The sequence below is a fragment of the Streptomyces sp. NPDC006294 genome, assembly GCF_042870895.1.
In the GTDB taxonomy this organism is placed as follows: domain Bacteria; phylum Actinomycetota; class Actinomycetes; order Streptomycetales; family Streptomycetaceae; genus Streptomyces.
This window is the reverse complement of record NZ_JBIAHV010000024.1, coordinates 38204-60377: the sequence shown is the minus strand read 5'-3', so window position 1 is coordinate 60377 and position 22174 is coordinate 38204. Positions and strand designations below refer to the sequence as shown.

Here is a 22174-nt window from a genome sequence, read left to right as displayed (position 1 = left end):
CACGGTCACCACCGCGGTCGTCACGACGCTCGAAGGAACGCCCACCGCGGTCACCGCCACGGTCGTTGTCCCGACGGTCGTCGCGGCGGAAGCCGCCGCCCGAGGGACGCTCGTCGCGACGCTCGAAGGAGCGGCCGCCACGGTCACCACCGCGGTCGTCACGACGCTCGAAGGAACGCCCACCGCGGTCACCGCCACGGTCGTTGTCCCGACGGTCGTCGCGGCGGAAGCCGCCGCGATCGTTGTCCCGGCGGAAGCCGCCGCCCGAGGGACGCTCGTCACGGCGGTCACGGCGGTCGAAGTTGCCGCGGTCGTCGCGGGACTCGCGAACGGGCTCTGCCTGGGCAGGCACCGCGGCGAGCTCGGCCTCGGCGGCCTCGGCCATCTCGGCGATCGCGGCCTCCGGGTCCTCGCCGCGCTCACGCGCCGCGCGGGCCACCAGGCGGTCCGCCTCCTCGCGGAGCTCGGTCGCACGGCGCTGGACGCGCTCGAGCTGACGCGTCAGCTCGACGACCTCGCGCTCGGCCTGCTTGGCCGCGTTGTTCGCGGAGTCGGCCTGGACCTCGGTCAGCGAACGGGCGCCGGTGATCTCGGCGACCTCGGGGTCGAACGCGCCGGACCCGCCGACGATGTGACGCGAGGCGTCGACGCCCGCGTCCTCCATCAGCCGGAAGATCTGGCGGCGCTGGTGCGGCAGCGACAGCGAGACGACGACGCCGGACTTGCCGGCACGCGCCGTACGGCCCGAGCGGTGCAGGTAGTCCTTGTGGTCACCGGCCGGGTCCACGTTCAGGACCAGGTCGATGCCGTCGACGTGGATGCCGCGGGCGGCGACGTCGGTCGCGACGAGCGCGTTGACGTAGCCCTTCTTGAAGTCCTCGAGCACCCGGGTGCGCGCGCCCTGCGTCATACCGCCGTGCAGCGCGTCGGCCTTCACACCGGAGTCGCAGAGCTGCTCCGCGATGCGGTCGGCGCCGAGCTGGGTGCGGACGAAGATGATCGTCCGGCCCTTGCGGGCGGCGATGGCGGCCGTGACCGGCGCCTTGTCCTTGGGCTTCACGACGAGCACGTGGTGGCTCATGGTCGTGACGTTGCCCTGCGCGCTGTCGACCTCGTGCGTGACCGGGTCGGTCAGGTAGCGCTTGACCAGCGTGCTGATCTCGTTCTCCATGGTGGCGGAGAAGAGCATCCGCTGGCCGCCGCCGGGGATCTGGTCGAGCAGCTCGGTGACCTCGGGCAGGAAGCCCAGGTCGGACATCTGGTCGGCCTCGTCGAGGACGGCGACCTGGACGTTCGCCAGGGAGCAGGCGCCGCGGTTGATGATGTCGCGCAGCCGGCCCGGGGTGGCGACGAGGACGTCGACACCGCGCTCCAGCGCGTAGATCTGGTTGCCCATGGAGGTACCGCCGCAGACGACCTTCATCTTGAGGCCGAGCACGTCGCCGTAGGGCTGAAGGGCGTCCGCGACCTGCATCGCCAGCTCACGGGTCGGGGTGAGGATGATCGCGCGGGGCTTCTTCTTCTCGGTGTGCCCGCCGGCCAGCGAGGCCAGGGTCGGCAGACCGAAGGAGAGGGTCTTGCCGGAGCCGGTACGGCCACGGCCGAGGATGTCCTTGCCGGCCAGGGCGTCCGGGATGGTCGCGGCCTGGATCGGGAAGGGCGCGGTCACGCCGTTCTGGGCGAGCTTGCGCACGACGCCTTCGGGGAGACCGAGCTCCGAGAAGGTGATCTGGGGCTCCTCGGGGGCCTCGGCGGCCTCCACGACGGCCGCCTCAGCGGTCGCGACAATCTCGTCGTTGTCGGGCATGACGGAGTGATCAGTGCTGAAAGTGGACATGCGAAATGCGAAACCTTCCGGAGTCTCGGCACGCGCCCAAACTCCGTGATTTCGCAAATCGACCGCCTCTATGCGGTCAGCCACGGTCAGGGAGAGTACGCGCCACACGGCGCTCTTCTTTTTCGGCGCCGGGCAATGGGATCAAACGATCTACCACCATACGCACCCTCCCCGGGTGAAGGCAAACCGCCTCCGGGTGAACCGGACCACACCGCCTTCACGGGACCGCCACCGCACCCCCTGCGGGCCCGGCACGGCCCCCGCACAGCCCGCCGCTACGCCGCCGACGGCCGGCCGGCCCCGTCCGCCTCGCGCTCGTCCGCGCCGCCGTCCGTCCCGCGCGTGCCGTCCGCCGCGCCGGGCTGCGACTGCGGTGACGCGGCCGGCTCCGCCCGCGCCCCCGAGGGGTGGTCCACCTCCCGCATCGCGCCGATGTGCACCTCCGGCGCGGACGACGCGCTCGGCGGGTCCGAGGGCTCCGGCTCGGACGGCGGAGGGCTGTCCACCGGGGGCTCCGGCGACTCCTGGGCCGGCGGCGGGACGGACGACCGGGACGCGGAGGGTGACGCGCCGCCCGTGGGTGCGGCCGGCTCCGAGGCCGGCGGCTGCCGGCCGGGCCGCGTCGGCTCGGGCTCCGCGGACGCCGACCCGCTCGGGCTCGGCGACGCGCTCCCGTTCTTCGCGTCCCGGCCGGTGGAGTCACCGCCGGCGCCGTGCCGGCCGTGCCCGCCCGGCGGCAGATGGCCGCCGTCCGGCTCGGCCACCGCCCCGTCGCCGTCGGCGGACGTGCTCACCGCGGGCTTCCTGCTCTCGTCGTCACTCACGCTCATACAGCCGGCCGAGGCCAGGACCGCCAGTGACGCGGCGATCCAGACGGCCGTACGGCGGCCAGGGGTGGACAACTGGCGCACGGGGGCACCTCCGGGGCAGGGGACGCGGGTCTCACTGCCCAACTCCCGGCACCCCGCGGGGGACACGCCCGGGATCCCGGTACCCGAACGCGCCGGCCGCCCGTGTCACGCGGTGAGCGCCCGCGCCAACTCCAGCCCCAGGAGGACCGATCCCAGCCCCACCAGCAGCGAGGCCGCCACATTCGCCGCGGCCAGGAACCGCCACCCCCGCTCGGCCAGGCGCAACGTCTCGTACGAGAACGTGGAGTACGTCGTCAGCGCCCCGCACAGCCCCGTGCCGAGCAGCGCGTACGTGCCCGAGGACACCGACGCACCGGCGACGGCCCCGAGCACCAGGCTCCCCACGGCGTTGACCACGAACGTCCCCCACGGAAACACCGAGTCGTGGCGCGCCTGCACCGCACGGTCCGTCAGATACCGCAGCGGGGCCCCGATCGCGGCGCCCACGACCACCATCAGCCAGTTCACCGCGGCGCCACCCGCTTCGCCAGCGCCCTGGCCGCCGACGCCGCCAGCCACACCGCCCCCACGGCCCCGGCGACCGTGCCGCCCGCGTACGCCAGCGCGGTGCCCGCCTCTTCGCGCTCCAGCAGCTCCGAGAAGTCGAGCGCGAACGTCGAGAAGGTCGTGAACCCGCCCAGCACGCCCACCCCGAGGAACGGCCGCAGCAGCGGCGGGGCCGAGCGGCCGCCCTCGCTGACGCACACCATCAGCACGCCGATGAGCCCGCAGCCGAGGACGTTCACCCAGAACACCGCCCACGGAAAGGCGCCCTCGGACGCCGGCCACAGCAGGGACGCGCCGTAGCGGGCGGACGCGCCCACCGCGCCGCCCGCCGAGATCGCGGCCAGCACCGGCCACTTGTGCGCGCCGGCGGTCTCCGCCCGCTGGGCGGGCACATGGAGGTCGACGTCCGGGTCGATCGCCTCCGCGTCGCCGCCGGGGCCGGCCGCCGGACCGGAGGTCACCCGTAACCCAGTTCGTGCAGCCGGTCGTCGTCGATGCCGAAGTGGTGGGCGATCTCGTGCACCACGGTGATCTCGGTCTCGGCGACGACGTCCTCGCGGGACTCGCACATCCGCAGCGTCGGGCCGCGGTAGATCGTGATGCGGTCCGGCAGCACGCCCGCGTACCACTCGCCGCGGTCCGTCAGCGGAGTCCCCTCGTAGAGCCCGAGCAGATCGGGGCCGTCCGCGGCGGGCTCGTCCTCCACGAACACCGCGACGTTGTCCATCAGCCGCGTCAGTTCGGGCGGGATCCTGTCCAGGGCCTCGGAGACCAGTTCCTCGAACTCCTCGCGCGTCATCTCCAGCACCCGGCCATTGTCCCGTACGCCGTGCGAGTGGTCGCCCCGGCATGGCCGCCCGTCCGCGCGGGCATACGGGTCGAATGGCCCGCGAAGCCCCGCAACCGCCCCGCTCGCTCACGTCGCCGTCCCCGATCCGCTCCGCACTCGCCCGTCTCTGGCGCCGGCTGCCCCGGCGCGGCCGCTCCCCGCGCGCCGGAAGCGCGCCCGCGCCCCTCGCGCGCACCCCGCGGCCGTGGCTCCGGGCGCTCGGCCTGATCACCGTCGTCATCGTCGGAGCGTGGCTCGGACTGCTCGTCGTCGGCAACGTCCGTACGCCCGTCGGCCCCATGGACACGACGATGACGCTGCGCCCGGACCTGACCGGCGGAACGAAGATCAACGTGTCCCCGCTGGGCGCTCTGGAACTCGACTCCCACACCGCGCCGGTACGTCTCGACGTCGATGTGGACCGCCTCGACCCGGTCCGCTCCCAGCTCCTGGTCGAGCACCCGGAACTGATCTCCGGCCTCGAGGAGGAGATCACGCGCGACGTCCGGGACGGCACCACCGAGCTGGCCGTTCGCTCCTGCGTCGCCGTCGTCTCCGGAGCGACCGCGCTGGGCCTCGCCGTGTACCGCCGCCCCCGCCGGGCCCTCGCCGCGGGCGGCCTCGCGCTCGCCCTGCTGGCCGCGTCCGGCATCAGCGCGTACGCCACCTGGAACCCGAAGTCCGTCCTGGAGCCGAGGTTCTCCGGGCTGCTGATCTCCGCCCCCTCCGTCGTCGGCAACGCCCGCTCGATCGTCACCGAATTCAGCGTCTACCAGGAAGAATTGGCGCGACTCGTCACCAACGTCACCAAGCTGTACGAGGCGACGTCCACCCTCCCCGCCTACCGGCCCGACCCGGGCACGATGCGGGTGCTGCACGTCTCCGACATCCACCTCAACCCGGCGGCGTGGCACATCATCGCCTCGCTCGTCGAGCAGTACGACATCGACGTGATCATCGACTCCGGCGACACGATGGACCACGGCTCGGCCACCGAGAACGGCTTCCTCGACCCGATCTCCGACCTCGGCGCGCCGTACGTCTGGGTGCGCGGCAACCACGACTCCGCCGTCACCCAGGAGTACCTGCGCCGCCTGGAGAACGTCCACGTCCTCGACGAGGGCAGGGCCGTGACCGTGGGCGGGCTGCGCATCGCCGGCAGCGGCGATCCCCAGTTCACCCCCGACCGCTCGGTCGTCGCCCTGGGCGACCCGGCCGAACGGATGACGGGCATCCGCCTGGCCTCGGCCCTGCGCGACCAGGAACGCGCCGGCACACCCGTCGACATCGCCGTCGCGCACAACCCGGTCGCCGCCCGCGAGACCGACGGCACGGTCCCCCTCGTCCTGGCCGGTCACGTCCACCGGCGCCACACCGAGATCCTCGAGCACGGCACCCGCCTGAAGATCGAGGGCTCCACGGGCGGCGGCGGCCTGCGGGCGGTCCAGAACCAGAAGCCGGAGCAGGTCCGGGCATCCGTCCTCTACCTGGACCGGGACACCCGCCGGATGCAGGCGTGGGACGAGATCACCCTGGGCGGCCTCGGACTGACCACGGCGGAGGTCAGCCGCCATCTGGCCGAGGACCCCGAACCGGACCCCTCACCTTCGGGCAGCCCGTCGGGAACCCCCTCCGGGACGCCCTCGCCCGGGGCGCCCAGTCCCACGCCCAACCCCACGCCGTAAACCGTTTTGGCGATAGCTCCCCGCATCCCATATGCTTCTCACGTCCCCGACGCGCTGCGAAGCGCCCAGGCGGGCCCTTAGCCCTCATCGTCTAGTGGCCCAGGACGCCGCCCTTTCAAGGCGGTAGCACGGGTTCGAATCCCGTTGGGGGCACGCAACACTGTGTGCGAGACTTGTCTCGCACATTGCTTGGTCCTGTGGAGCAGTTTGGAGTGCTCGCCACCCTGTCAAGGTGGAGGCCGCGGGTTCAAATCCCGTCAGGACCGCTGAGGCTCGGAAGAGTCTCGTGGCTGGGTAGCTCAGTTGGTACGAGCGATCGCCTGAAAAGCGATAGGTCGCCGGTTCGACCCCGGCCCCAGCCACAACCCGATGGCCCCGGCTCCCCGAGCCGGGGCCATCGCCGTGTCCGAGCCTGCCGGGGCACTGCCCCGGGCCCTCGCGCCTCAATCTCCCCCTACGGCCCGACGGCCGTGGGAGTCGCCCCCGGGGCGGGGCTGGGCCGGCCGGTCATGCCGGGGCTCCGCCCCGAACGCCGCGCCTCAAACTTGCCTACGGCCTGGCGGCCGTGGCGGGGCCCCAGCGAGGCTGAAGTTGCCGGGCCACATGCCCCGCGCCTCAATCGCCGGCGGGGCCGGATGTGCCGGATCCACCGCCTCAAGCGCCGACGGGGCTGGACGTGCCAGGCCCACCGCCTTGAGCCCGGCGGGGCCGGATGTGCACGGCTCGGGCTGGTTGCCGCGCAGCGGCATTTCCGGCCCGGCCTGGGGGGTGCTCCCCTACGGCTGGCGGCGTGGGGGAGGGTGCCCCCACCCACGCCGCCAGGCCGTAGAGGGAGATCGAGGCCACCCCGCGGAGGCCGGTGCCGGGTCCGGGCGAAGCCCGGCACGCCCCCCGGAGGGCGGTCCGGGGTCCGCCCCGCCACGCGGCGGAGCCGCACATCCGGTGCAGCGGGAAGGGGCGGATACGGGACAAGCCCGCCGCAGGCGGCAACGCATCCGCCCTCAGACCCGGTCCCGCCGCCCCCACCCCAGCGCCGCCAACCCCGCGCCCACCCCCGTCACCACAAGACCCAGCAGCACCCAGTCCGGCACCGCCGCCCCCACTCCCGACACCCATTCCTCGACCGCGAACGAGTCGTCGACCGACAGCAGACCCGGCAGCGCGGTCGTCCCGTCGAAGGCGAGGAAGACCGTGCCGAGGACGATGAAGAACAGCCCCGACAGCAGCGACGTCGTGTGCAGTTCGAAACGCCCCACCCGCAGCGCGCGCCCGCGCAGCCACCCCCGGCGCCCCAGATCGAAGCGTTCCCACAGCAGGGCCAGCAGGAAGAGGGGCACCGCCATGCCCAGGGCGTAGACCGCCATGAGCAGACCGCCGTAGACGGGACTGCCGCTCACCGCCGCCACGGTCAGCACGCTGCCCAGGATCGGGCCGGCGCAGAAGCCGGCCAGCCCGTAGACCAGGCCGAGGGCGTACACGGACATCGCCGTCGTCGGCCGGATGCGGCCGGTGAGCGAGGCGATACGGCGCGAGGCGAAGCCCATGCCGAGGATCTGCGCGACGCCGAGCGCGACGATCAGCCAGCCGCCCACGGCGATCAGCAGGTCACGGTGGCCGTAGAACAGCCGCCCGGCGAACGACCCTGCCGCGCCGAGCGGCATGAGCGTGGTCGCCAGGCCCGCGTAGAAGATCCCGGTGCGGGCCAGCAGCCTGCCCGCCGAATCGATGGAGTACGCGAAGAACGCCGGGAGCAGCAGCGCGCTGCACGGGCTGATCAGCGCGAGCAGGCCGCCGAGGAAGGCGGCCAGATAGCCGATGTCGCTCACCGGCCGGCCCCGCCCGCGGCCTTCTTCGCCGCCTCGATCGCCTCGGTGAACGTCCTGGTCGGCTGCGCGCCGGCGACGGGCCGTCCGTTGATCAGGAAGGAGGGTGTGGACGTGGCGCCGAGCCCGTACGCCTCCTCCTGGTCCTTCTTCACGGCCGCACGGGCGGCCTCACTGTCCAGGTCGCGGGTGAAACGGTCGAGGTCGGCGACGCCCGCCTCGCCGGCGAGGGCCCGCAGCCGGTCCTTGCCGAAGCCCTTCTCCTTGGCGCCCTCCGCGTACGCGGCCGCGTGGAACTCCCAGAAGCGGTCCTGCTGCCCGGCCGCCCAGGCGGCACGCGCCGCGGCCTCCGACTCCGCCCCGAAGATCGGGAAGTTGCGCCACTCGATCCGCAGGGTGCCGTCCTCGACGTACTTCTTCACCAGCTCGGGCTCGGTGTCGCGGGCGAACTTGCCGCAGTAACCGCAGCGGAAGTCGGCGTACTCGATCATCACGACGGGTGCGTCGGTACGGCCCTGCGCCAGCTTGTCGTCGCCGTCGCGGCGGGCGAGCTTCTCGAGCGCGGGGTACGCGCCGGCCTGCGGGGCGGAGGCGGAGGCGTCGGAGGGGGACGAGGCCGCGGACGAGGAGCCGGCGGCCGGCGACGCGTCCGGCTTGGTCGCCGTGTAGGAGGCGTAGCCGAGCAGCAGCGCCGCGGCGACGACGCCCGTGCCGATGGCGAGGGGCTTGCGCGAGGGGCGCGAGGGGCGAGCGGTGGAAGAAGACATGGTGGTGCTCCTGGGCGAAGGTCTGGCGGGTCCGAGCTGGTGAGAGGGCTGGGGCCGTCGGACTAGACGCGCAGGACGGAGAGCTCGACCGGGGAGGGCGGCGCAGGCGGCGGCAGCACGGGCAGCGGCGACACGTCGAGGAACGCCTGGCCGGGCGCCGCCGGGGAGACGGGCCCGCCCGTCCGGTGCAGCGCGGGCAGCAGTTCGTACGCGGAGGAGCCGCGCGGCGGTGTCCCGGGACGCACGCCGCTGTCGTCGGCGTCGCTGCGCGGACCGCAGCCAGGGGACTGCACCGGCCCGGCGGCCGCGGCGACAACCGTGACAGCGGCGTGCGGACCGGCCCCGCCGACGGGGCCGGACGTCGTCGCCGCCGTGCTCGCACCGCATCCGAGAAGCGCTCCCACCAAACCCAGCAGCAGGCTCGCCGTCACCACAAGGCGGTGCCGGCTGTCGCGGCCGATCAGCATGGACGCGCTGTCCCTTCGGAGTTCGGGATGCACAGGTGGGGCGGGACGGGACCGGACGGGGGAGGATCGCTCCATACTGCACCAGCTCGCGGGCGAAATGGGTTCGCCAGTGGTTTCCCGGGGGTGCGATCCTGGAGTCCGTATGTCTACTTCCCTCGCCGAGATCCAGACCCTGCTGACCGGGGCGTCGCTGCGGGACGCCCACCGGCTCGGCCGCCGTCTCGAAGGCGCCCGTCGCATCCGCAAGCCCGAGGCACGGCAGGCCGTGCTGGACGAGATCGCCGCGGAGGCGGAGAAGTCCGCGGCCCGCATCGCCCGGCGCGCCGACCGCGTGCCCGAGATCACGTACCCGGAACAGCTGCCCGTCAGCCAGAAGAAGGACGTGATCCTGGAGGCGATACGGGACCACCAGGTGGTGATCGTCGCGGGCGAGACGGGGTCGGGCAAGACGACCCAGATCCCGAAGATCTGCCTGGAGCTCGGCCGGGGCGTGCGCGGCATGATCGGCCACACCCAGCCCCGCCGGATCGCCGCCCGCACGGTCGCGGAGCGGGTCGCGGAGGAGCTGGACACCCCGCTCGGCGAGGCCGTCGGCTGGAAGGTCCGTTTCACCGACCAGGTGGGCGGCGACACCTTCGTCAAACTGATGACGGACGGCATCCTGCTCGCCGAGCTCCAGACGGACCGCGAGCTGCGCGCCTACGACACGATCATCATCGACGAGGCGCACGAGCGGTCCCTGAACATCGACTTCCTGCTGGGTTATCTCGCCCAGCTGCTGCCGAAGCGTCCCGACCTGAAGGTCGTGATCACCTCGGCGACGATCGACCCCGAGCGTTTCTCCCGGCATTTCGGCGACGCCCCGATCGTCGAGGTCAGCGGACGTACGTACCCGGTCGAGGTGCGCTACCGGCCGCTGCTGGAGGACGACGCCGACGACAGCGACCGTGACCAGATCACCGCGATCACGGACGCCGTCGAGGAACTGATGGGCGAGGGGAAGGGCGACATCCTCGTCTTCCTCTCCGGTGAGCGCGAGATCCGCGACACGGCGGACGCGCTCAACAAGAAGCAGTACACCCGCGCCGGAGGGGCTGATCGGCAGGGCACCGAGGTGCTGCCGCTGTACGCGCGTCTGTCGCACGCCGAGCAGCACCGGGTGTTCCAGCAGCACACCGGCCGCCGGATCGTGCTGGCGACGAACGTCGCGGAGACGTCGCTGACCGTCCCCGGCATCAAGTACGTGATCGACCCGGGCACCGCCCGCATCTCGCGCTACAGCCACCGCACCAAGGTGCAGCGGCTGCCGATCGAGCCGGTCAGCCAGGCCAGCGCCAACCAGCGCAAGGGCCGTTGCGGCCGTACGTCGGACGGCATCTGCATCCGGCTGTACTCGGAGGACGACTTCAACTCCCGTCCCGAGTTCACGGACGCCGAGATCCTGCGGACGAACCTGGCGTCGGTCATCCTGCAGATGACCGCGGCCGGTCTCGGCGACATCGAGAAGTTCCCCTTCATCGACCCGCCGGACCACCGCAACATCCGCGACGGTGTGCAGCTCCTCCAGGAGCTCGGCGCGTTCGACCCCGGGCAGAAGGACCCGCGCAAGAAGCTCACGGAGATGGGCCGCAAGCTCTCGCAGCTGCCGGTCGACCCGCGGCTGGCGCGCATGGTCCTGGAGGCCGACAAGAACGGCTGTGTCCGCGAGGTCATGGTGATCGCGGCCGCCCTCTCCATCCAGGACCCGCGCGAGCGCCCGGCGGAGAAGCAGGCGCAGGCGGACCAGCAGCACGCCCGCTTCAAGGACGAGACGTCGGACTTCCTCGCGTATCTCAACCTGTGGCGCTACGTCCGCGAGCAGCAAAAGGAGCGCGGCTCCTCCAGCTTCCGCCGGATGTGCAAGCAGGAGTATCTGAACTTCCTGCGCATCCGCGAGTGGCAGGACATCTACTCGCAGCTGCGCACGGTGGCGAAACAGATGGGGATCAACCTCAACGAGGACGACGCGCCCGAGCAGTCGGTGCACGTCTCGCTCCTCGCCGGCCTGCTGTCGCACGTCGGGATGAAGGATGTGAAGGAGGGCGCGAAGAACGAGTATGTGGGCGCCCGCAACGCCAAGTTCGCGATCTTCCCCGGCTCCGCCCTCTTCAAGAAGCCGCCGCGGTTCGTGATGTCCGCCGAGCTGGTGGAGACGTCCCGCCTGTGGGCCCGGGTCAACGCGCGGATCGAACCGGAGTGGATCGAACCGCTCGCGCAGCATTTGCTGAAGCGTACGTACAGCGAGCCGCACTGGGAGAAGGACGCGGCGGCGGTGATGGCGTACGAGAAGGTGACGCTGTACGGCGTGCCGATCATCGCCCAGCGGAAGGTCAACTACGGGCGGATCGACCCGGAGGTCTCGCGCGACCTCTTCATCCGCAACGCGCTGGTCGAAGGCGACTGGCGCACGCACCACAAGTTCTTCGCGGACAACCGCAGGCTGCTGACCGAGGTCGAGGAGCTGGAGCACCGGGCCCGCCGGCGCGACATCCTCGTCGACGACGAGACGCTGTTCGACTTCTACGACCAGCGGGTGCCCGAACACGTCGTGTCGGGTGCGCACTTCGACTCGTGGTGGAAGCACAAGCAGCGTGAGCAGCCGGAACTCCTCGACTTCGAGCGCGAGATGCTCATCAACGAGAAGGCCGGCGAGGTCACCAAGGACGACTACCCGGACTCCTGGCGGCAGGGCCGGCTGAAGTTCCGTGTGACGTACCAGTTCGAGCCGGGCGCGGACGCGGACGGCGTCACCGTCCACATCCCGCTGCAGGTGCTGAACCAGGTCACCGACGAGGGCTTCGACTGGCAGATCCCGGGCCTGCGGGAGGACGTGGTCACCGAGCTGATCCGCTCCCTGCCGAAGCCTGTCCGCCGCCACTACGTCCCCGCGCCGAACTACGCGAAGGCGTTCCTGGAGAGAGCCGTGCCGCTCCAGGAGCCGCTGCCCGTCACCCTGGCGCGCGAGCTCCAGCGGATGGTCGGCGTGCCCGTCTCCGCGGACGACTTCGACCTCTCCCGCGTACCCGATCACCTGAAGATCACCTTCCGGATCGTCGACGAGCGGCGCAAGAAGCTCGCCGAGGACAAGGACCTGGAGGCGCTTCGGCTCCAGCTGAAGCCGAAGGCCCGTCAGGCGCTCTCCAAGGCCGCCGCGGCGGCCACCGCGGGCCCGGCGGGCTCCGGGGAGTCCCTGGAGCGCACCGGCCTCACGGACTGGACGATCGGCACGCTGACGAGGGTCTTCGAGACCCGGCGGGCCGGCCAGCCGGTCAAGGCGTTCCCCGCCCTGGTCGACGAGGGCTCCTCCGTCTCCGTACGGCTCTTCGACACCGAGGCCGAGCAGGCGCAGGCCATGTGGCGGGGCACCCGTCGCCTGATCATGCTCAACATCCCGGTGAACCCGGCCAAGTTCGCGTCCGACAAGCTGACGAACCAGCAGAAGCTGGCCCTGTCCCGCAATCCGCACGGTTCGATCCAGGCGCTCTTCGAGGACTGCGCCCTGGCCTCGGCCGACCGGCTGATCGCGGAGCACGGCGGCCCGGCGTGGGACGAGGAGTCGTTCCGGAAGCTGTTCGACAAGGTCCGCGCCGACCTCGTCGACCTCACCGTGCGCACGATCGACCAGGTGCAGCAGATCCTGGCGGCCTGGCAGGCCTGTGAGCGCCGTCTGAAGGCCACGAACAGCCTGGTCCTGATCAACAACGTCCAGGACGTGCGCGAGCAACTGGCGGCCCTCGTGCCCGCCGGCTTCGTGACCCGCACGGGGCTGCGCAGGCTGCCGGACCTGATGCGCTACCTGATCGCCGTGGACCGCCGCCTCCAGCAGATGCCGACGGCCGTCCAGCGCGACACCACGCGCATGGAGAAGGTCCACGAGATGCAGGACGAGTACGCCTGGCTGCTCGAGCAGATGCCGCAGGGGCGTCCCGTGCCGCAGGCTGTCCTGGACATCCGCTGGATGATCGAGGAGCTGCGGGTGAGCTATTTCGCGCACGCGCTGGGAACGGCGTACCCGGTGTCCGACAAGCGGATCGTGAAGGCGATCGACGCGGCGGCGCCGTGACGGGCCCGTCGCCGGGAGTGAGTTCGACCTGATGGTCGCACCTGCTGTACAGTCGTCCACGCAGCCAAGGGAGCAGTAACCGGCTGCGAAACCTGGTCCTGTGGAGCAGTTTGGAGTGCTCGCCACCCTGTCAAGGTGGAGGCCGCGGGTTCAAATCCCGTCAGGACCGCGTGAAGTAACGAAGGCCCGCATCAACACGATGCGGGCCTTCGTCGTACAACCCCCGCCGCAGGCCGCGCCCGCGGCGAAGCCGCCGTCGACACAGCAAATCCCGTCAGGACCGCGTGAAGTAACGAAGGCTGTCGTGCGTCACACGCCTGTCCGGCGCGGAGCCCCGTGCGCCGGGCCGTCTTGACGGCGTCATCTGCCGCGGGTACTCAGTCACTAGGGGACGGCACACACCTGGAGGTGACGTGCATGGCGGCGTCCACGGCAAGGCGGTACGAGACCAGGGCGCTGCTGCGCGCCCATCTGTCGGCCTATTCCGGCTACCGGCACCTCACGAGGTCCTGCCCCATCTGTCATCGCCTCCTGCGGCTCGCCATGGAGCGCCCGGAGAACGAGCCCCGGACCCGCGTACCGAGGGCATTCCTGCCCCCGGTTGTCGAGCCGACACGCGAGGCGCCACACGATCCGCCGCGCGAGCCGGCGCCGGCCGATGACAAAGGTCCCACCAAGGAGTGACCAACGGCCGCCCTGTGACGCTCCTTTCCGTGACAGGCTGGGGTTTGGCAAGAGTTGGGCAGTGTGACGGGTGTCACCGAACCGGATTTCAGAACCCCGGTACTTAGCCCCTCCCTACAACCGTCCGATTTAATATGTGCCATTGCACTCCCCTTCAGGACGGTCCGGCACAGGTCGGCACAAGGCGCCCTCGCCGCCCCAGCAGCCCCAGCAGCCCCTGGGCAACAAAAAATCGCGCTGGACCCGGCGGAGTCCAGCGCGATCGATGACGAGGCCTGTTGGGGCAGACTCCGCCACATGGAGCTAGGGGTGGGCGTTCCGAGGTGGGGGCCCCGGAAATGCCCGGTCAAACGGGGTGTGTTCAGGCCTCGCTGCGCTGCTGCGGGATCCCCGCAAGCAGTGCGCGGACCTCTGCCTCGCGGTACCGGCGATGTCCTCCGAGCGTGCGGATGGACGTGAGCTTGCCTGCCTTGGCCCAGCGGGTGACCGTCTTCGGGTCCACGCGGAACATGGTGGCGACCTCAGCCGGGGTCAGCAGCGGCTCGGCATCAGGGGTGCGAGCGGTCATGAGCGGCCTCCTCGGGAGAACCGAACCTTCTCGGTTCTTTCCTCTAAATTCTGCACCTTGACCCACGTTGCCCGAAATGGCGGACGCAGGCCGAGTCGGTTATAGGACGAACGGCTTGTCCTCGGCACTACAACTACACCATCTGTCCAGCGACGTCGGCCAAACCGATGGAATTGCCCTCTCAGGTGTCCATCAGCGGCCGAAGCCCGATGGACCATGCCATAACGGACAGTCACGTCACAGTAACGATCAGTCACAGAGTGATCAGGAGTCGCCAGACCCCCCATAGAGTGCAATGCTGAGCATTCCGCCCACACTTGGGCGGAAGGAACCCTCCCCGGACTCCTTGTCCTATTTTGACACGAGGGTGGGTGATGGGCGCAAGGGCGCGGTTAGTGCAGTCCGTCACGCTTGAGGCAAGTGCCCGGATCGGGACCTACGTCGTGTACGCAGCGGGACCCGGACAACGAAGTCGGCCTTCAATTGGCGAACTGACGGTCCCTGACGGCCCGCCAGCGCTCCGTCAGCCGGGCGTACGCCTCGGCCGCCCCCTCGCCGTCGCCGGCCCGCAGCGCCGAGATGCCCTCCGTCACATCCGCCGCCGACCGGTCCTCGGCGAGCTGCTCCCCGGGCAGCGCGTGCACCAGGCCGCCGTAGTCGAGCTCGACGAGCGAGCGCGGATGGAACTCCTCCAGCCAGCGGCCCACGTCCACCAGGGCGTCGGTCAGCGGGCCCTCGTCGATCGTCTCCCGCAGCGTCCGCAGGGCCCGCGCCACCCGCCGGCGCGCCTGGACCATCGGCGTCCGGTAGCGCAGCACGGGGGCGCTCGTCCCCGCTGGCTCGTACTCGCGCTCCTCGTCGGTGAAGAGTGCGAACCAGCCGACCGGGACATGCCAGACCGCCGTCCTGATCCACGGCCGGGCGTCCGGGTTGCGGGCGCGCCACTGATCGAAGTCCGCCTCCGCCTGTCCCCGCACGACCGGCGGCAGCGCCGCGTCCAGCAGAGGCGCCGGCAGCTGCTGGGCGAGCTCGCCGAGTGCCAGCCAGCCGCGCAGCCGGGTCCGCCACGGGCAGACGCAGACCACACCGTCCACGTCGGCCACGAACGCGTCGGCGCTCTCGTGGACCGGGACGGGGACGGGCGGCGTCGGCAGCAAGTCGGCCAGGGAGCGGCGCAGTTCGTCCTGTGCGGTCGGCGTGGCGTCCCGGCGGGCGTAGCGGGCCCAGTGGCCGCGCTCCGGCTCCGGGAAGGCCGCCAGCGGCTCATAGATCCGCAGATAGGACGCGTAAGGGACGAGAACAGAGGACAGCGCCGGCATGCCGCGATCCTTCCACGCCGGCACCCCGCGAGAGGGTGATCTCGGGCACGGGGTCGGATCTACGCACGCGTAGGACTTACTCTCTTGCCCAACCGGACCTTCCCGGCCTCCCCTGCCACAAGCGACCGGGATGATCGAGGAGGGACCGCACCCGCCGCTTCGTACTTGGGAGTCACCACCGTGACCGATGTGACCGGCGCCAATGCCGACGTACTGCACACCCTGTTCCGATCGGAACAAGGGGGGCACGAGCAAGTCGTGCTGTGCCAGGACCGCGCCAGTGGCCTGAAGGCTGTCATCGCCATCCACTCCACCGCTCTGGGCCCGGCCCTCGGCGGCACCCGTTTCTACCCGTACGCGTCCGAGCAGGAGGCCGTCGCCGACGCGCTGAACCTCTCGCGGGGGATGTCGTACAAGAACGCCATGGCCGGCCTCGACCACGGCGGCGGCAAGGCCGTGATCATCGGTGATCCCGAGCAGATCAAGTCGGAGGAGCTGCTGCTGGCCTACGGCCGCTTCGTGGACTCCCTCGGTGGCCGCTACGTGACCGCCTGCGACGTCGGCACCTACGTCTCCGACATGGACGTCGCCGCGCGCGAGAGCCGCTGGGTCACCGGCCGCTCCCCCGAGAACGGCGGCGCCGGCGACTCGTCCGTGCTGACCGCCTACGGCGTCTTCCAGGGCATGCGGGCCTCTGCCCAGCACCTGTGGGGCCGGCCGACCCTGCGGGGCCGCAAGGTGGGCATCGCCGGCGTCGGCAAGGTCGGCCACCACCTGGTCGAGCATCTGGTCTCCGACGGCGCCGAGGTCGTGATCACGGACGTGCGCGAGGAGTCGGTGCGCCGGATCCTCGACCGCCACCCCCAGGTCACCGCCGCCGCCGACACGGCCGCCCTGATCCGCACCGAGGGCCTGGACGTCTACGCCCCCTGCGCGCTCGGCGGGGCCCTGAACGACGCGACCGTCCCGGCCATCACGGCCAAGGTCGTCTGCGGCGCCGCCAACAACCAGCTGGACCACCCCGGCGTCGAGAAGGACCTCGCGGACCGCGGGATCCTCTACGCGCCGGACTACGTGGTGAACGCGGGCGGTGTCATCCAGGTCGCCGACGAGCTCCACGGGTTCGACTTCGACCGGTGCAAGGCGAAGGCGTCGAAGATCTTCGACACCACGCTGGCGATATTCGCACGTGCGAAGGCGGACGGGATTCCGCCGGCTGCGGCGGCCGACCGGATCGCTGAACAGCGCATGGCGGAGGCCCGCGGTCGCTGACCGTGGGGGCCGGCCCGCCGGCCGCGGGGAGACATGACTCACCCCGGTCGGCGGGTCGACCGTCGCGAAAGGGTTAAAATCGCTGTTGACCAGCGAGGACAGGGCTCCTCGCCGGTCCTGCGACGGGGCACGTGATGCGGGCGGCGTACCGTATGGCCGCGGAAGCAGGTACCGTTGAAGCCCTACGGACCGGTCTCTCCGAGGAGAGCCCGTTCCGACTCATGAACGCGTGTCAAGACTCTGGGGCCGTCGAGCCCCGTCACCGAGGGGGTCGAGCCATGGGGCGCGGCCGGGCCAAGGCCAAGCAGACAAAGGTCGCCCGCCAGCTGAAGTACAACAGCGGCGGGACTGACCTGTCGCGTCTGGCCAACGAGCTGGGCGCTTCGACTTCGAGTCAGCCTCCGAACGGCGAGCCGTTCGAGGACGACGACGAGGAAGACGACCCGTACGCACAGTACGCGGATCTGTACAACGACGATGAGGACGAGGACGAAGAGTCCGGCCCGTCGTCGCGACAACGCCGCGGCGCTTGACGCTGTACTGACACTGACCCGGTCCTGGGGCGACCCCGGACCGGGTTCTGTGCTGTTCAGCTCCGGGCCCGCTCTGCCGGATCCTGCCGGGCTCGCCGGCCTGGTCCGGAAGAGAGGGCCCCGTCGCCGGCGGCCTCCCGGCCGCTACGACGCATAGGTTCCGGTCAGCTCGGCGCCCGTGTGTCCGGCGTCGGTCCGCTCGACGATGCTGCCGGCGACCCAGGCGTCGACCCCGCGGTCGGCCAGCGCGGTCAGCGCCACGTCGACGGACTCCTGCGGGACGACGGCCATCATGCCGACTCCCATGTTCAGCGTCTTCTCCAGCTCGAGCTGTTCGACCCGGCCGGCCCTGCCGACGAGATCGAACACCGGACCGGGGGTCCAGGTCGACCGGTCCACGACCGCGTGGAGCGAGTCGGGGACGACCCGCGCCAGGTTGTTGGCGAGACCGCCGCCGGTGATGTGGCTGAACGCGTGCACCTCGGTGGTCCGGGTGAGCGCCAGGCAGTCCAGCGAGTAGATCCTGGTGGGCTCGAGCAGCTCCTCGCCGACCGTCCGGCCGAGCTCCTCCACCCGCTGCTCCAGGGACATTTTCGCCCGGTCGAACAGCACGTGCCGGACCAGCGAGTACCCGTTGGAGTGAAGCCCGGACGACGCCATCGCGATGACCGCGTCACCCTTACGGATGCGATCCGGGCCCAGCAGCCGGTCCGCCTCGACCACGCCGGTCCCCGCGCCCGCGACGTCGAAGTCGTCCGGGCCGAGCAGACCGGGGTGCTCGGCGGTCTCGCCGCCGACCAGCGCCGTACCGGCGAGCACACAGCCCTCGGCGATGCCCTTCACGATGCCGGCGACCCGCTCGGGGTGGACCTTGCCGACACAGATGTAGTCGGTCATGAACAGCGGCTCGGCGCCGCAGACGACGATGTCGTCCATGACCATGGCGACCAGGTCGTGGCCGATCGTGTCGTACACGCCCAGCTGGCGGGCGATGTCGACCTTCGTGCCGACGCCGTCCGTGGCGGAGGCGAGGAGCGGACGCTCGTAGCGCTTGAGGGCGGAGGCGTCGAAGAGGCCGGCGAAGCCGCCCAGGCCGCCGAGTCCGGCGACCTCGGGGCGCTGCGTCTTCTTCACCCACTCCTTCATCAGCTCGACCGCGCGGTCGCCCGCCTCGATGTCGACGCCCGCGGCCGCGTAGCTGGCGCCGGTGTCCGCGTGCTGAGCACGCTCGGAAGATTCAGCAGACATGCTGGAGAACTTTCGTGTCGTACTGCAGGGGGATCACGGACGACGGAGCGCGTCGGCGGCGTCGGAGCCGCCGGCCAGCTCGGTCTCCAGAAGCTGCTTGCCGAGCAGCTCGGGGTCGGGCAGGTCCATCGGGTACTCGCCGTCGAAGCAGGCGCGGCACAGGTTCGGCTTGGCGATGGTGGTCGCCTCGATCATGCCGTCGATGGAGATGTACGCCAGGGAGTCGGCGCCGAGCGAGGTGCCGATCTCCTCGATCTTCATGCCGTTGGCGATGAGCTCGGCGCGGGTCGCGAAGTCGATGCCGAAGAAGCAGGGCCACTTCACGGGCGGGGACGAGATCCGGATGTGGACCTCGGCGGCGCCGGCCTCGCGGAGCATCTTGACCAGGGCGCGCTGGGTGTTGCCGCGGACGATCGAGTCGTCCACGACGACCAGCCGCTTGCCCCGGATGACTTCCTTCAGCGGGTTCAGCTTGAGACGGATGCCCAGCTGGCGGATGGTCTGGGACGGCTGGATGAAGGTGCGGCCGACGTAGGCGTTCTTCACCAGGCCGGAGCCGTACGGGATGCCGCTGGCCTCCGCGTAGCCGATGGCGGCGGGCGTGCCCGACTCCGGCGTCGCTATGACCAGGTCCGCGTCGGCCGGGGCTTCCTCGGCCAGCTTGCGGCCCATCTCCACACGGGAGAGGTACACGTTCCGGCCGGCGATGTCGGTGTCGGGGCGGGCCAGGTAGACGTACTCGAAGACACAGCCCTTGGGCTTCGCTTCCGCGAATCGCGAACTGCGGAGGCCGTTCTCGTCGATGGCGATGAGCTCGCCGAGCTCGATCTCGCGGACGAAGCTGGCGCCGCAGATGTCGAGCGCGGCGGTCTCCGACGCGACGACCCAGCCGCGGTCGAGGCGGCCGAGGACCAGCGGGCGGATGCCCTGCGGGTCGCGGGCCGCGTAGAGGGTGCCCTCGTCCATGAAGACGAGCGAGAAGGCGCCCCGGACCTCGGGGAGGACCTTGGCGGCCGCCTCCTCGACGGTCAGCGGCTTGCCGTCCTCGTCGACCTGGCCGGCGAGGAGCGCGGTGATCAGGTCGGTGTCGTTGGTGGCGGCGACCTGGGTGGCCCGGCCGTCCTCCTTGGGGAGTCCGGCGACCATCTCGGCGAGCTGCGCCGTGTTGACCAGGTTTCCGTTGTGGCCGAGCGCGATGGAGCCGTGGGCGGTGGCCCGGAAGGTCGGCTGCGCGTTCTCCCACACGGAGGCGCCCGTGGTCGAGTAGCGGGCGTGACCGACCGCGATATGACCCTTGAGGGAGCCGAGGGAGGTTTCGTCGAAGACCTGGGAGACCAGGCCCATGTCCTTGAAGACGAGGATCTGGGAGCCGTTGCTCACCGCGATTCCCGCGGATTCCTGGCCTCGATGTTGGAGGGCGTAGAGCCCGAAGTAAGTGAGCTTCGCGACCTCTTCTCCCGGAGCCCAGACACCGAAGACGCCGCAAGCGTCCTGGGGGCCCTTCTCACCGGGGAGCAGGTCGTGGTTGAGTCGTCCGTCACCACGTGGCACGCCACCGAGTGTAGGCGAGATCGACCACTGGTCCGAATTGGGGACAGCGCCCGGCCGGGCCCCGGGGGTGCACAGGGCGCACTTCGGGCACGATGACGGCCGCCCGCCGAGGTGCGCGCGACCTCCCCGGACGTTTGGAAATCCGTCCAGCGACGCGTCCACGATCCAAGACAACGGCCCGTATCCCGCGCGGGCCAGGGCTTCGACGCCCCGGCCCGGCCGCATCGACTTGATCACCCTGCGTCAAAACGGCCCCGCGTCCGGCCGGAACACGACGCCGCGGACAGCCGGTGCGGGAGTGTGCTAGTTCACACGGTCACTTCTCGCCGGGGATCTCCGCGGCGACCGCGGCGAAGCCTTCGCCGTCGGGCCCGGTGAGCGTCAGGGAGCGGTGGTTCAGCTCGTACGTCGCCGTCCCTTCGAGGACCTTGACCAGCTTCCGCTCCACGTCCATCTCGGGGCCGTCGCACAGCTTCCTGGTGGAGGCCAGCCGGCCGAAGGTGATCGAGTCCTCGGAGACCTCGGCGGTGCTGGTGAAGCGGTTGCAGCCGAGACTGCCGCGGACGGAGCCGTCCTTGCCGAAGGTCAGATACGCCTTGTCCTCCGCGCCGGCGGGCAGTGACGCCGCCGTCCCGCCGGAGACCAGGCTGTTCACGGACCACTTGGTGCCCACCAGCGGCGCGGGCCGCTGCGAGGTGAGGGCGATGGTGTCGCCCTTCTCCGTCGTGAGGGTCAGCCTGCCGTCGGTCAGCTCCGCCTTCAGCCGGCCGGAAAGGGCGGCGCGCAGGGCGTCCTCGAAGTTCTGGACCTTCTCCTCGCAGGCCATCTCGGTCATCTCGGCGGGCCGCACGGTGATCGTGTCGCCCTCGACCGAGACATCGGCGCCGAAGTGGTTGCATCCGTAGTTGCCCTGCGCCCGGCCCTTGTCTGTGATCTCGACGTGTGCGCCGGACGGGGCCGCGGTCTTTCTGCCGTCGACGGTGACGCTGTCGACGGACCAGTGGACGCCGGTCACGGGCACGTCCGGCTGCACGGACCCGCCGCCGGAACCGGATCCCGGACCGGACTCCGCGCCGCAGGCGGCGAGCGCGAGGACGGCCAGTGCGGTGACAGAGATGCTCAGCTGGGTGCGCATACCGATGGGACGGAGCGGCCTCCGGGCCGGTTCCGCCCCATCACCCGTACGGCTGAGTGCGCGGCGGGGGCCCGCTCTCAGCCCAGGATCGGCAGCAGCGCCCCGAGGTCGGCCCGCTCCCCGCTCGCGCTGACCTTCGCCGCCTCCAGCGCGTCCCGCCACCCCGTACGGCCGGTGGCCAGGCGGATCCAGGTCAGCGGGTCCGCCTCGACGACGCTGGGCGGGGTGCCCCGGGTGTGCCGGGGGCCTTCGACGCACTGCACGACCGCGAACGGCGGGACCCGTACCTCCGTCGACGCGCCCGGCGCCTTGACCGCCAGCGCATCGGCGAGCAGCCGGGTGCACGCGGCCAGCGCCCGGCGGTCGTACGGAATGCCCAGCCCGGTCGCGTCGTTCAGGTCGTCGGTGTGGACGATCAACTCGACGGTGCGGGTGACCAGGAAGTCCCCGAGCCGCATCCCCCCGAACCGCATCGGCACGAGCCGCTCCGCGGACGCGCCCGGCAGCAGTTCCTCGAGGTCCGCGGCCGTACGGTCGAACAGCTCGACGACCGCGCCGCCGTCGGCGAACGCCCTGGTGTCCTCGTCCACCTGCCCGGCCGCCGTGACCGTCGAGAAGGGCCAGTCGAGCAGCGCCAGGTCCTGATGGTCCGGCTCCGGCAGCCGCAGATACCGCGCGACGAGCCCGGAGACCATCGCGATGTGCGCGGCGAGCTCCCGCACGGTCCAGTCACCGAGCCGCGTCGGCAGCGCGAACTGCTCCTCGGTGAGCCTGCCCACCGCTTCCCGCACCTGCCCGAACTGGGCGAGGACGGCGGCACGCGTGATGTCGGGATCGTAGGCGCGAAGGCGCTTCCTGGCCGGTGGCATGGCCCGACCCTACGGGGTGCGGGGGCCGTCGGGCACGGTGTTCGTGGACACCTGACGCGGACCGGCG

Annotated in this window: 19 protein-coding genes and 4 tRNA genes; 9 read left to right on the top strand and 14 right to left on the bottom strand. The window is 71.2% G+C overall.

The window, feature by feature from the left end:
- From ACFYOP_RS31600 to ACFYOP_RS31580, 5 genes are all read right to left on the bottom strand, one after another.
- Positions 1-1807, bottom strand: a 1807-nt coding sequence (locus ACFYOP_RS31600; protein WP_388453686.1) for a DEAD/DEAH box helicase, incomplete at its 3' end; no start/stop codon positions are given.
- Between the two features lie 305 nt (positions 1808-2112).
- Complete coding sequence (locus ACFYOP_RS31595) at positions 2113-2748, bottom strand: hypothetical protein (RefSeq protein ID WP_356898547.1); 636 nt, start codon at positions 2746-2748, stop codon at positions 2113-2115.
- Positions 2749-2853: 105 nt separating this feature from the next.
- Positions 2854-3216, bottom strand: coding sequence for a CrcB family protein (locus tag ACFYOP_RS31590; RefSeq protein ID WP_356898546.1), 363 nt, complete (start codon positions 3214-3216; stop codon positions 2854-2856).
- Positions 3213-3716 (bottom strand): CrcB family protein, encoded by a 504-nt coding sequence (locus ACFYOP_RS31585; protein WP_356898545.1) that lies wholly within the window; start codon positions 3714-3716, stop codon positions 3213-3215. Before ACFYOP_RS31585 ends, ACFYOP_RS31590 begins: the two co-directional genes overlap by 4 nt.
- Positions 3713-4063, bottom strand: coding sequence for a metallopeptidase family protein (locus tag ACFYOP_RS31580; RefSeq protein WP_356898544.1), 351 nt, complete (start codon positions 4061-4063; stop codon positions 3713-3715). The genes ACFYOP_RS31585 and ACFYOP_RS31580 overlap by 4 nt, the downstream gene beginning before the upstream one ends.
- Before the next feature lie 74 nt (positions 4064-4137).
- On the opposite strand from ACFYOP_RS31580, the gene ACFYOP_RS31575 reads away from it, so the two are divergent.
- From ACFYOP_RS31575 to ACFYOP_RS31560, 4 genes are all read left to right on the top strand, one after another.
- Complete coding sequence (locus ACFYOP_RS31575) at positions 4138-5769, top strand: metallophosphoesterase (RefSeq protein WP_356898543.1); 1632 nt, start codon at positions 4138-4140, stop codon at positions 5767-5769.
- An 80-nt stretch (positions 5770-5849) separates the two neighbouring features.
- A tRNA-Glu gene (locus tag ACFYOP_RS31570) sits at positions 5850-5922 on the top strand.
- A gap of 38 nt (positions 5923-5960) precedes the next feature.
- Positions 5961-6035: transfer RNA gene (locus ACFYOP_RS31565), tRNA-Asp, on the top strand.
- A 22-nt stretch (positions 6036-6057) separates the two neighbouring features.
- Positions 6058-6131, top strand: a tRNA-Phe gene (locus tag ACFYOP_RS31560).
- Between the two features lie 639 nt (positions 6132-6770).
- On the opposite strand, the gene ACFYOP_RS31555 is transcribed toward ACFYOP_RS31560, so the two are convergent.
- The 3 genes from ACFYOP_RS31555 to ACFYOP_RS31545 form a co-directional block, all read right to left on the bottom strand.
- Positions 6771-7595: a cytochrome c biogenesis CcdA family protein gene (locus ACFYOP_RS31555; protein WP_356898542.1), complete on the bottom strand. Its 825-nt coding sequence runs from the start codon at positions 7593-7595 to the stop codon at positions 6771-6773.
- The gene (locus ACFYOP_RS31550; protein WP_356898541.1) at positions 7592-8359 is read right to left on the bottom strand and encodes a thioredoxin domain-containing protein; all 768 of its coding nucleotides are present in this window, start codon (positions 8357-8359) and stop codon (positions 7592-7594) included. The genes ACFYOP_RS31555 and ACFYOP_RS31550 overlap by 4 nt, the downstream gene beginning before the upstream one ends.
- Positions 8360-8421: 62 nt before the next feature.
- A complete protein-coding gene (locus ACFYOP_RS31545; RefSeq protein ID WP_356898540.1) occupies positions 8422-8826 on the bottom strand; it encodes a hypothetical protein in 405 nt (134 codons plus the stop codon).
- Between the two features lie 142 nt (positions 8827-8968).
- On the opposite strand from ACFYOP_RS31545, the gene hrpA reads away from it, so the two are divergent.
- From hrpA to ACFYOP_RS31530, 3 genes are all read left to right on the top strand, one after another.
- The gene (gene hrpA / locus ACFYOP_RS31540; protein ID WP_356898539.1) at positions 8969-12928 is read left to right on the top strand and encodes an ATP-dependent RNA helicase HrpA; all 3960 of its coding nucleotides are present in this window, start codon (positions 8969-8971) and stop codon (positions 12926-12928) included.
- Between the two features lie 94 nt (positions 12929-13022).
- Positions 13023-13097, top strand: a tRNA-Asp gene (locus ACFYOP_RS31535).
- Between the two features lie 248 nt (positions 13098-13345).
- Positions 13346-13612, top strand: coding sequence for a DUF6274 family protein (locus tag ACFYOP_RS31530; protein WP_356898538.1), 267 nt, complete (start codon positions 13346-13348; stop codon positions 13610-13612).
- Positions 13613-13973: 361 nt separating this feature from the next.
- On the opposite strand, the gene bldC is transcribed toward ACFYOP_RS31530, so the two are convergent.
- Both bldC and ACFYOP_RS31520 read right to left on the bottom strand, forming a co-directional pair.
- On the bottom strand, positions 13974-14180 hold the full coding sequence (bldC, locus tag ACFYOP_RS31525) for a developmental transcriptional regulator BldC (protein ID WP_003949541.1): 207 nt from the start codon (positions 14178-14180) through the stop codon (positions 13974-13976).
- A 479-nt stretch (positions 14181-14659) separates the two neighbouring features.
- Positions 14660-15499, bottom strand: coding sequence for a hypothetical protein (locus ACFYOP_RS31520; RefSeq protein WP_356898537.1), 840 nt, complete (start codon positions 15497-15499; stop codon positions 14660-14662).
- A gap of 180 nt (positions 15500-15679) precedes the next feature.
- Between ACFYOP_RS31520 and ACFYOP_RS31515 the strand changes: the two genes are divergently transcribed.
- On the top strand, positions 15680-16771 hold the full coding sequence (locus ACFYOP_RS31515) for a Glu/Leu/Phe/Val dehydrogenase dimerization domain-containing protein (RefSeq protein WP_356898536.1): 1092 nt from the start codon (positions 15680-15682) through the stop codon (positions 16769-16771).
- Positions 16772-17049: 278 nt separating this feature from the next.
- The gene (locus ACFYOP_RS31510) at positions 17050-17304 is read left to right on the top strand and encodes a DUF3073 domain-containing protein (RefSeq protein ID WP_356898535.1); all 255 of its coding nucleotides are present in this window, start codon (positions 17050-17052) and stop codon (positions 17302-17304) included.
- A gap of 144 nt (positions 17305-17448) precedes the next feature.
- Here ACFYOP_RS31510 and purM read toward each other — a convergent pair whose 3' ends face one another.
- The 4 genes from purM to ACFYOP_RS31490 form a co-directional block, all read right to left on the bottom strand.
- Positions 17449-18552, bottom strand: coding sequence for a phosphoribosylformylglycinamidine cyclo-ligase (gene purM / locus ACFYOP_RS31505; RefSeq protein WP_356898534.1), 1104 nt, complete (start codon positions 18550-18552; stop codon positions 17449-17451).
- Between the two features lie 33 nt (positions 18553-18585).
- Complete coding sequence (gene purF / locus ACFYOP_RS31500; RefSeq protein ID WP_356898533.1) at positions 18586-20103, bottom strand: amidophosphoribosyltransferase; 1518 nt, start codon at positions 20101-20103, stop codon at positions 18586-18588.
- 316 nt (positions 20104-20419) lie between these two features.
- Entirely contained in the window at positions 20420-21238 is an 819-nt protein-coding gene (locus tag ACFYOP_RS31495; protein WP_356898532.1) for an META domain-containing protein, read from the bottom strand.
- Positions 21239-21315: 77 nt separating this feature from the next.
- Positions 21316-22107, bottom strand: coding sequence for a sterol carrier family protein (locus ACFYOP_RS31490; protein ID WP_356898531.1), 792 nt, complete (start codon positions 22105-22107; stop codon positions 21316-21318).
- Positions 22108-22174 lie beyond the last annotated feature (67 nt).

Excerpts from the sequence above, each read along its gene's own strand:
- ACFYOP_RS31530 (WP_356898538.1), top strand. The coding sequence starts at position 13,346 with ATGGCGGCGTCCACGGCAAGGCGGTACGAGACCAGGGCGCTGCTGCGC.
- purM (WP_356898534.1), bottom strand. The coding sequence starts at position 18,552 with ATGTCTGCTGAATCTTCCGAGCGTGCTCAGCACGCGGACACCGGCGCC.
- ACFYOP_RS31550 (WP_356898541.1), bottom strand. The coding sequence starts at position 8,359 with ATGTCTTCTTCCACCGCTCGCCCCTCGCGCCCCTCGCGCAAGCCCCTC.
- ACFYOP_RS31510 (WP_356898535.1), top strand. The coding sequence starts at position 17,050 with ATGGGGCGCGGCCGGGCCAAGGCCAAGCAGACAAAGGTCGCCCGCCAG.
- ACFYOP_RS31575 (WP_356898543.1), top strand. The coding sequence starts at position 4,138 with ATGGCCCGCGAAGCCCCGCAACCGCCCCGCTCGCTCACGTCGCCGTCC.
- ACFYOP_RS31520 (WP_356898537.1), bottom strand. The coding sequence starts at position 15,499 with ATGCCGGCGCTGTCCTCTGTTCTCGTCCCTTACGCGTCCTATCTGCGG.
- bldC (WP_003949541.1), bottom strand. The coding sequence starts at position 14,180 with ATGACCGCTCGCACCCCTGATGCCGAGCCGCTGCTGACCCCGGCTGAG.
- ACFYOP_RS31545 (WP_356898540.1), bottom strand. The coding sequence starts at position 8,826 with ATGCTGATCGGCCGCGACAGCCGGCACCGCCTTGTGGTGACGGCGAGC.
- hrpA (WP_356898539.1), top strand. The coding sequence starts at position 8,969 with ATGTCTACTTCCCTCGCCGAGATCCAGACCCTGCTGACCGGGGCGTCG.
- ACFYOP_RS31495 (WP_356898532.1), bottom strand. The coding sequence starts at position 21,238 with ATGCGCACCCAGCTGAGCATCTCTGTCACCGCACTGGCCGTCCTCGCG.
- ACFYOP_RS31490 (WP_356898531.1), bottom strand. The coding sequence starts at position 22,107 with ATGCCACCGGCCAGGAAGCGCCTTCGCGCCTACGATCCCGACATCACG.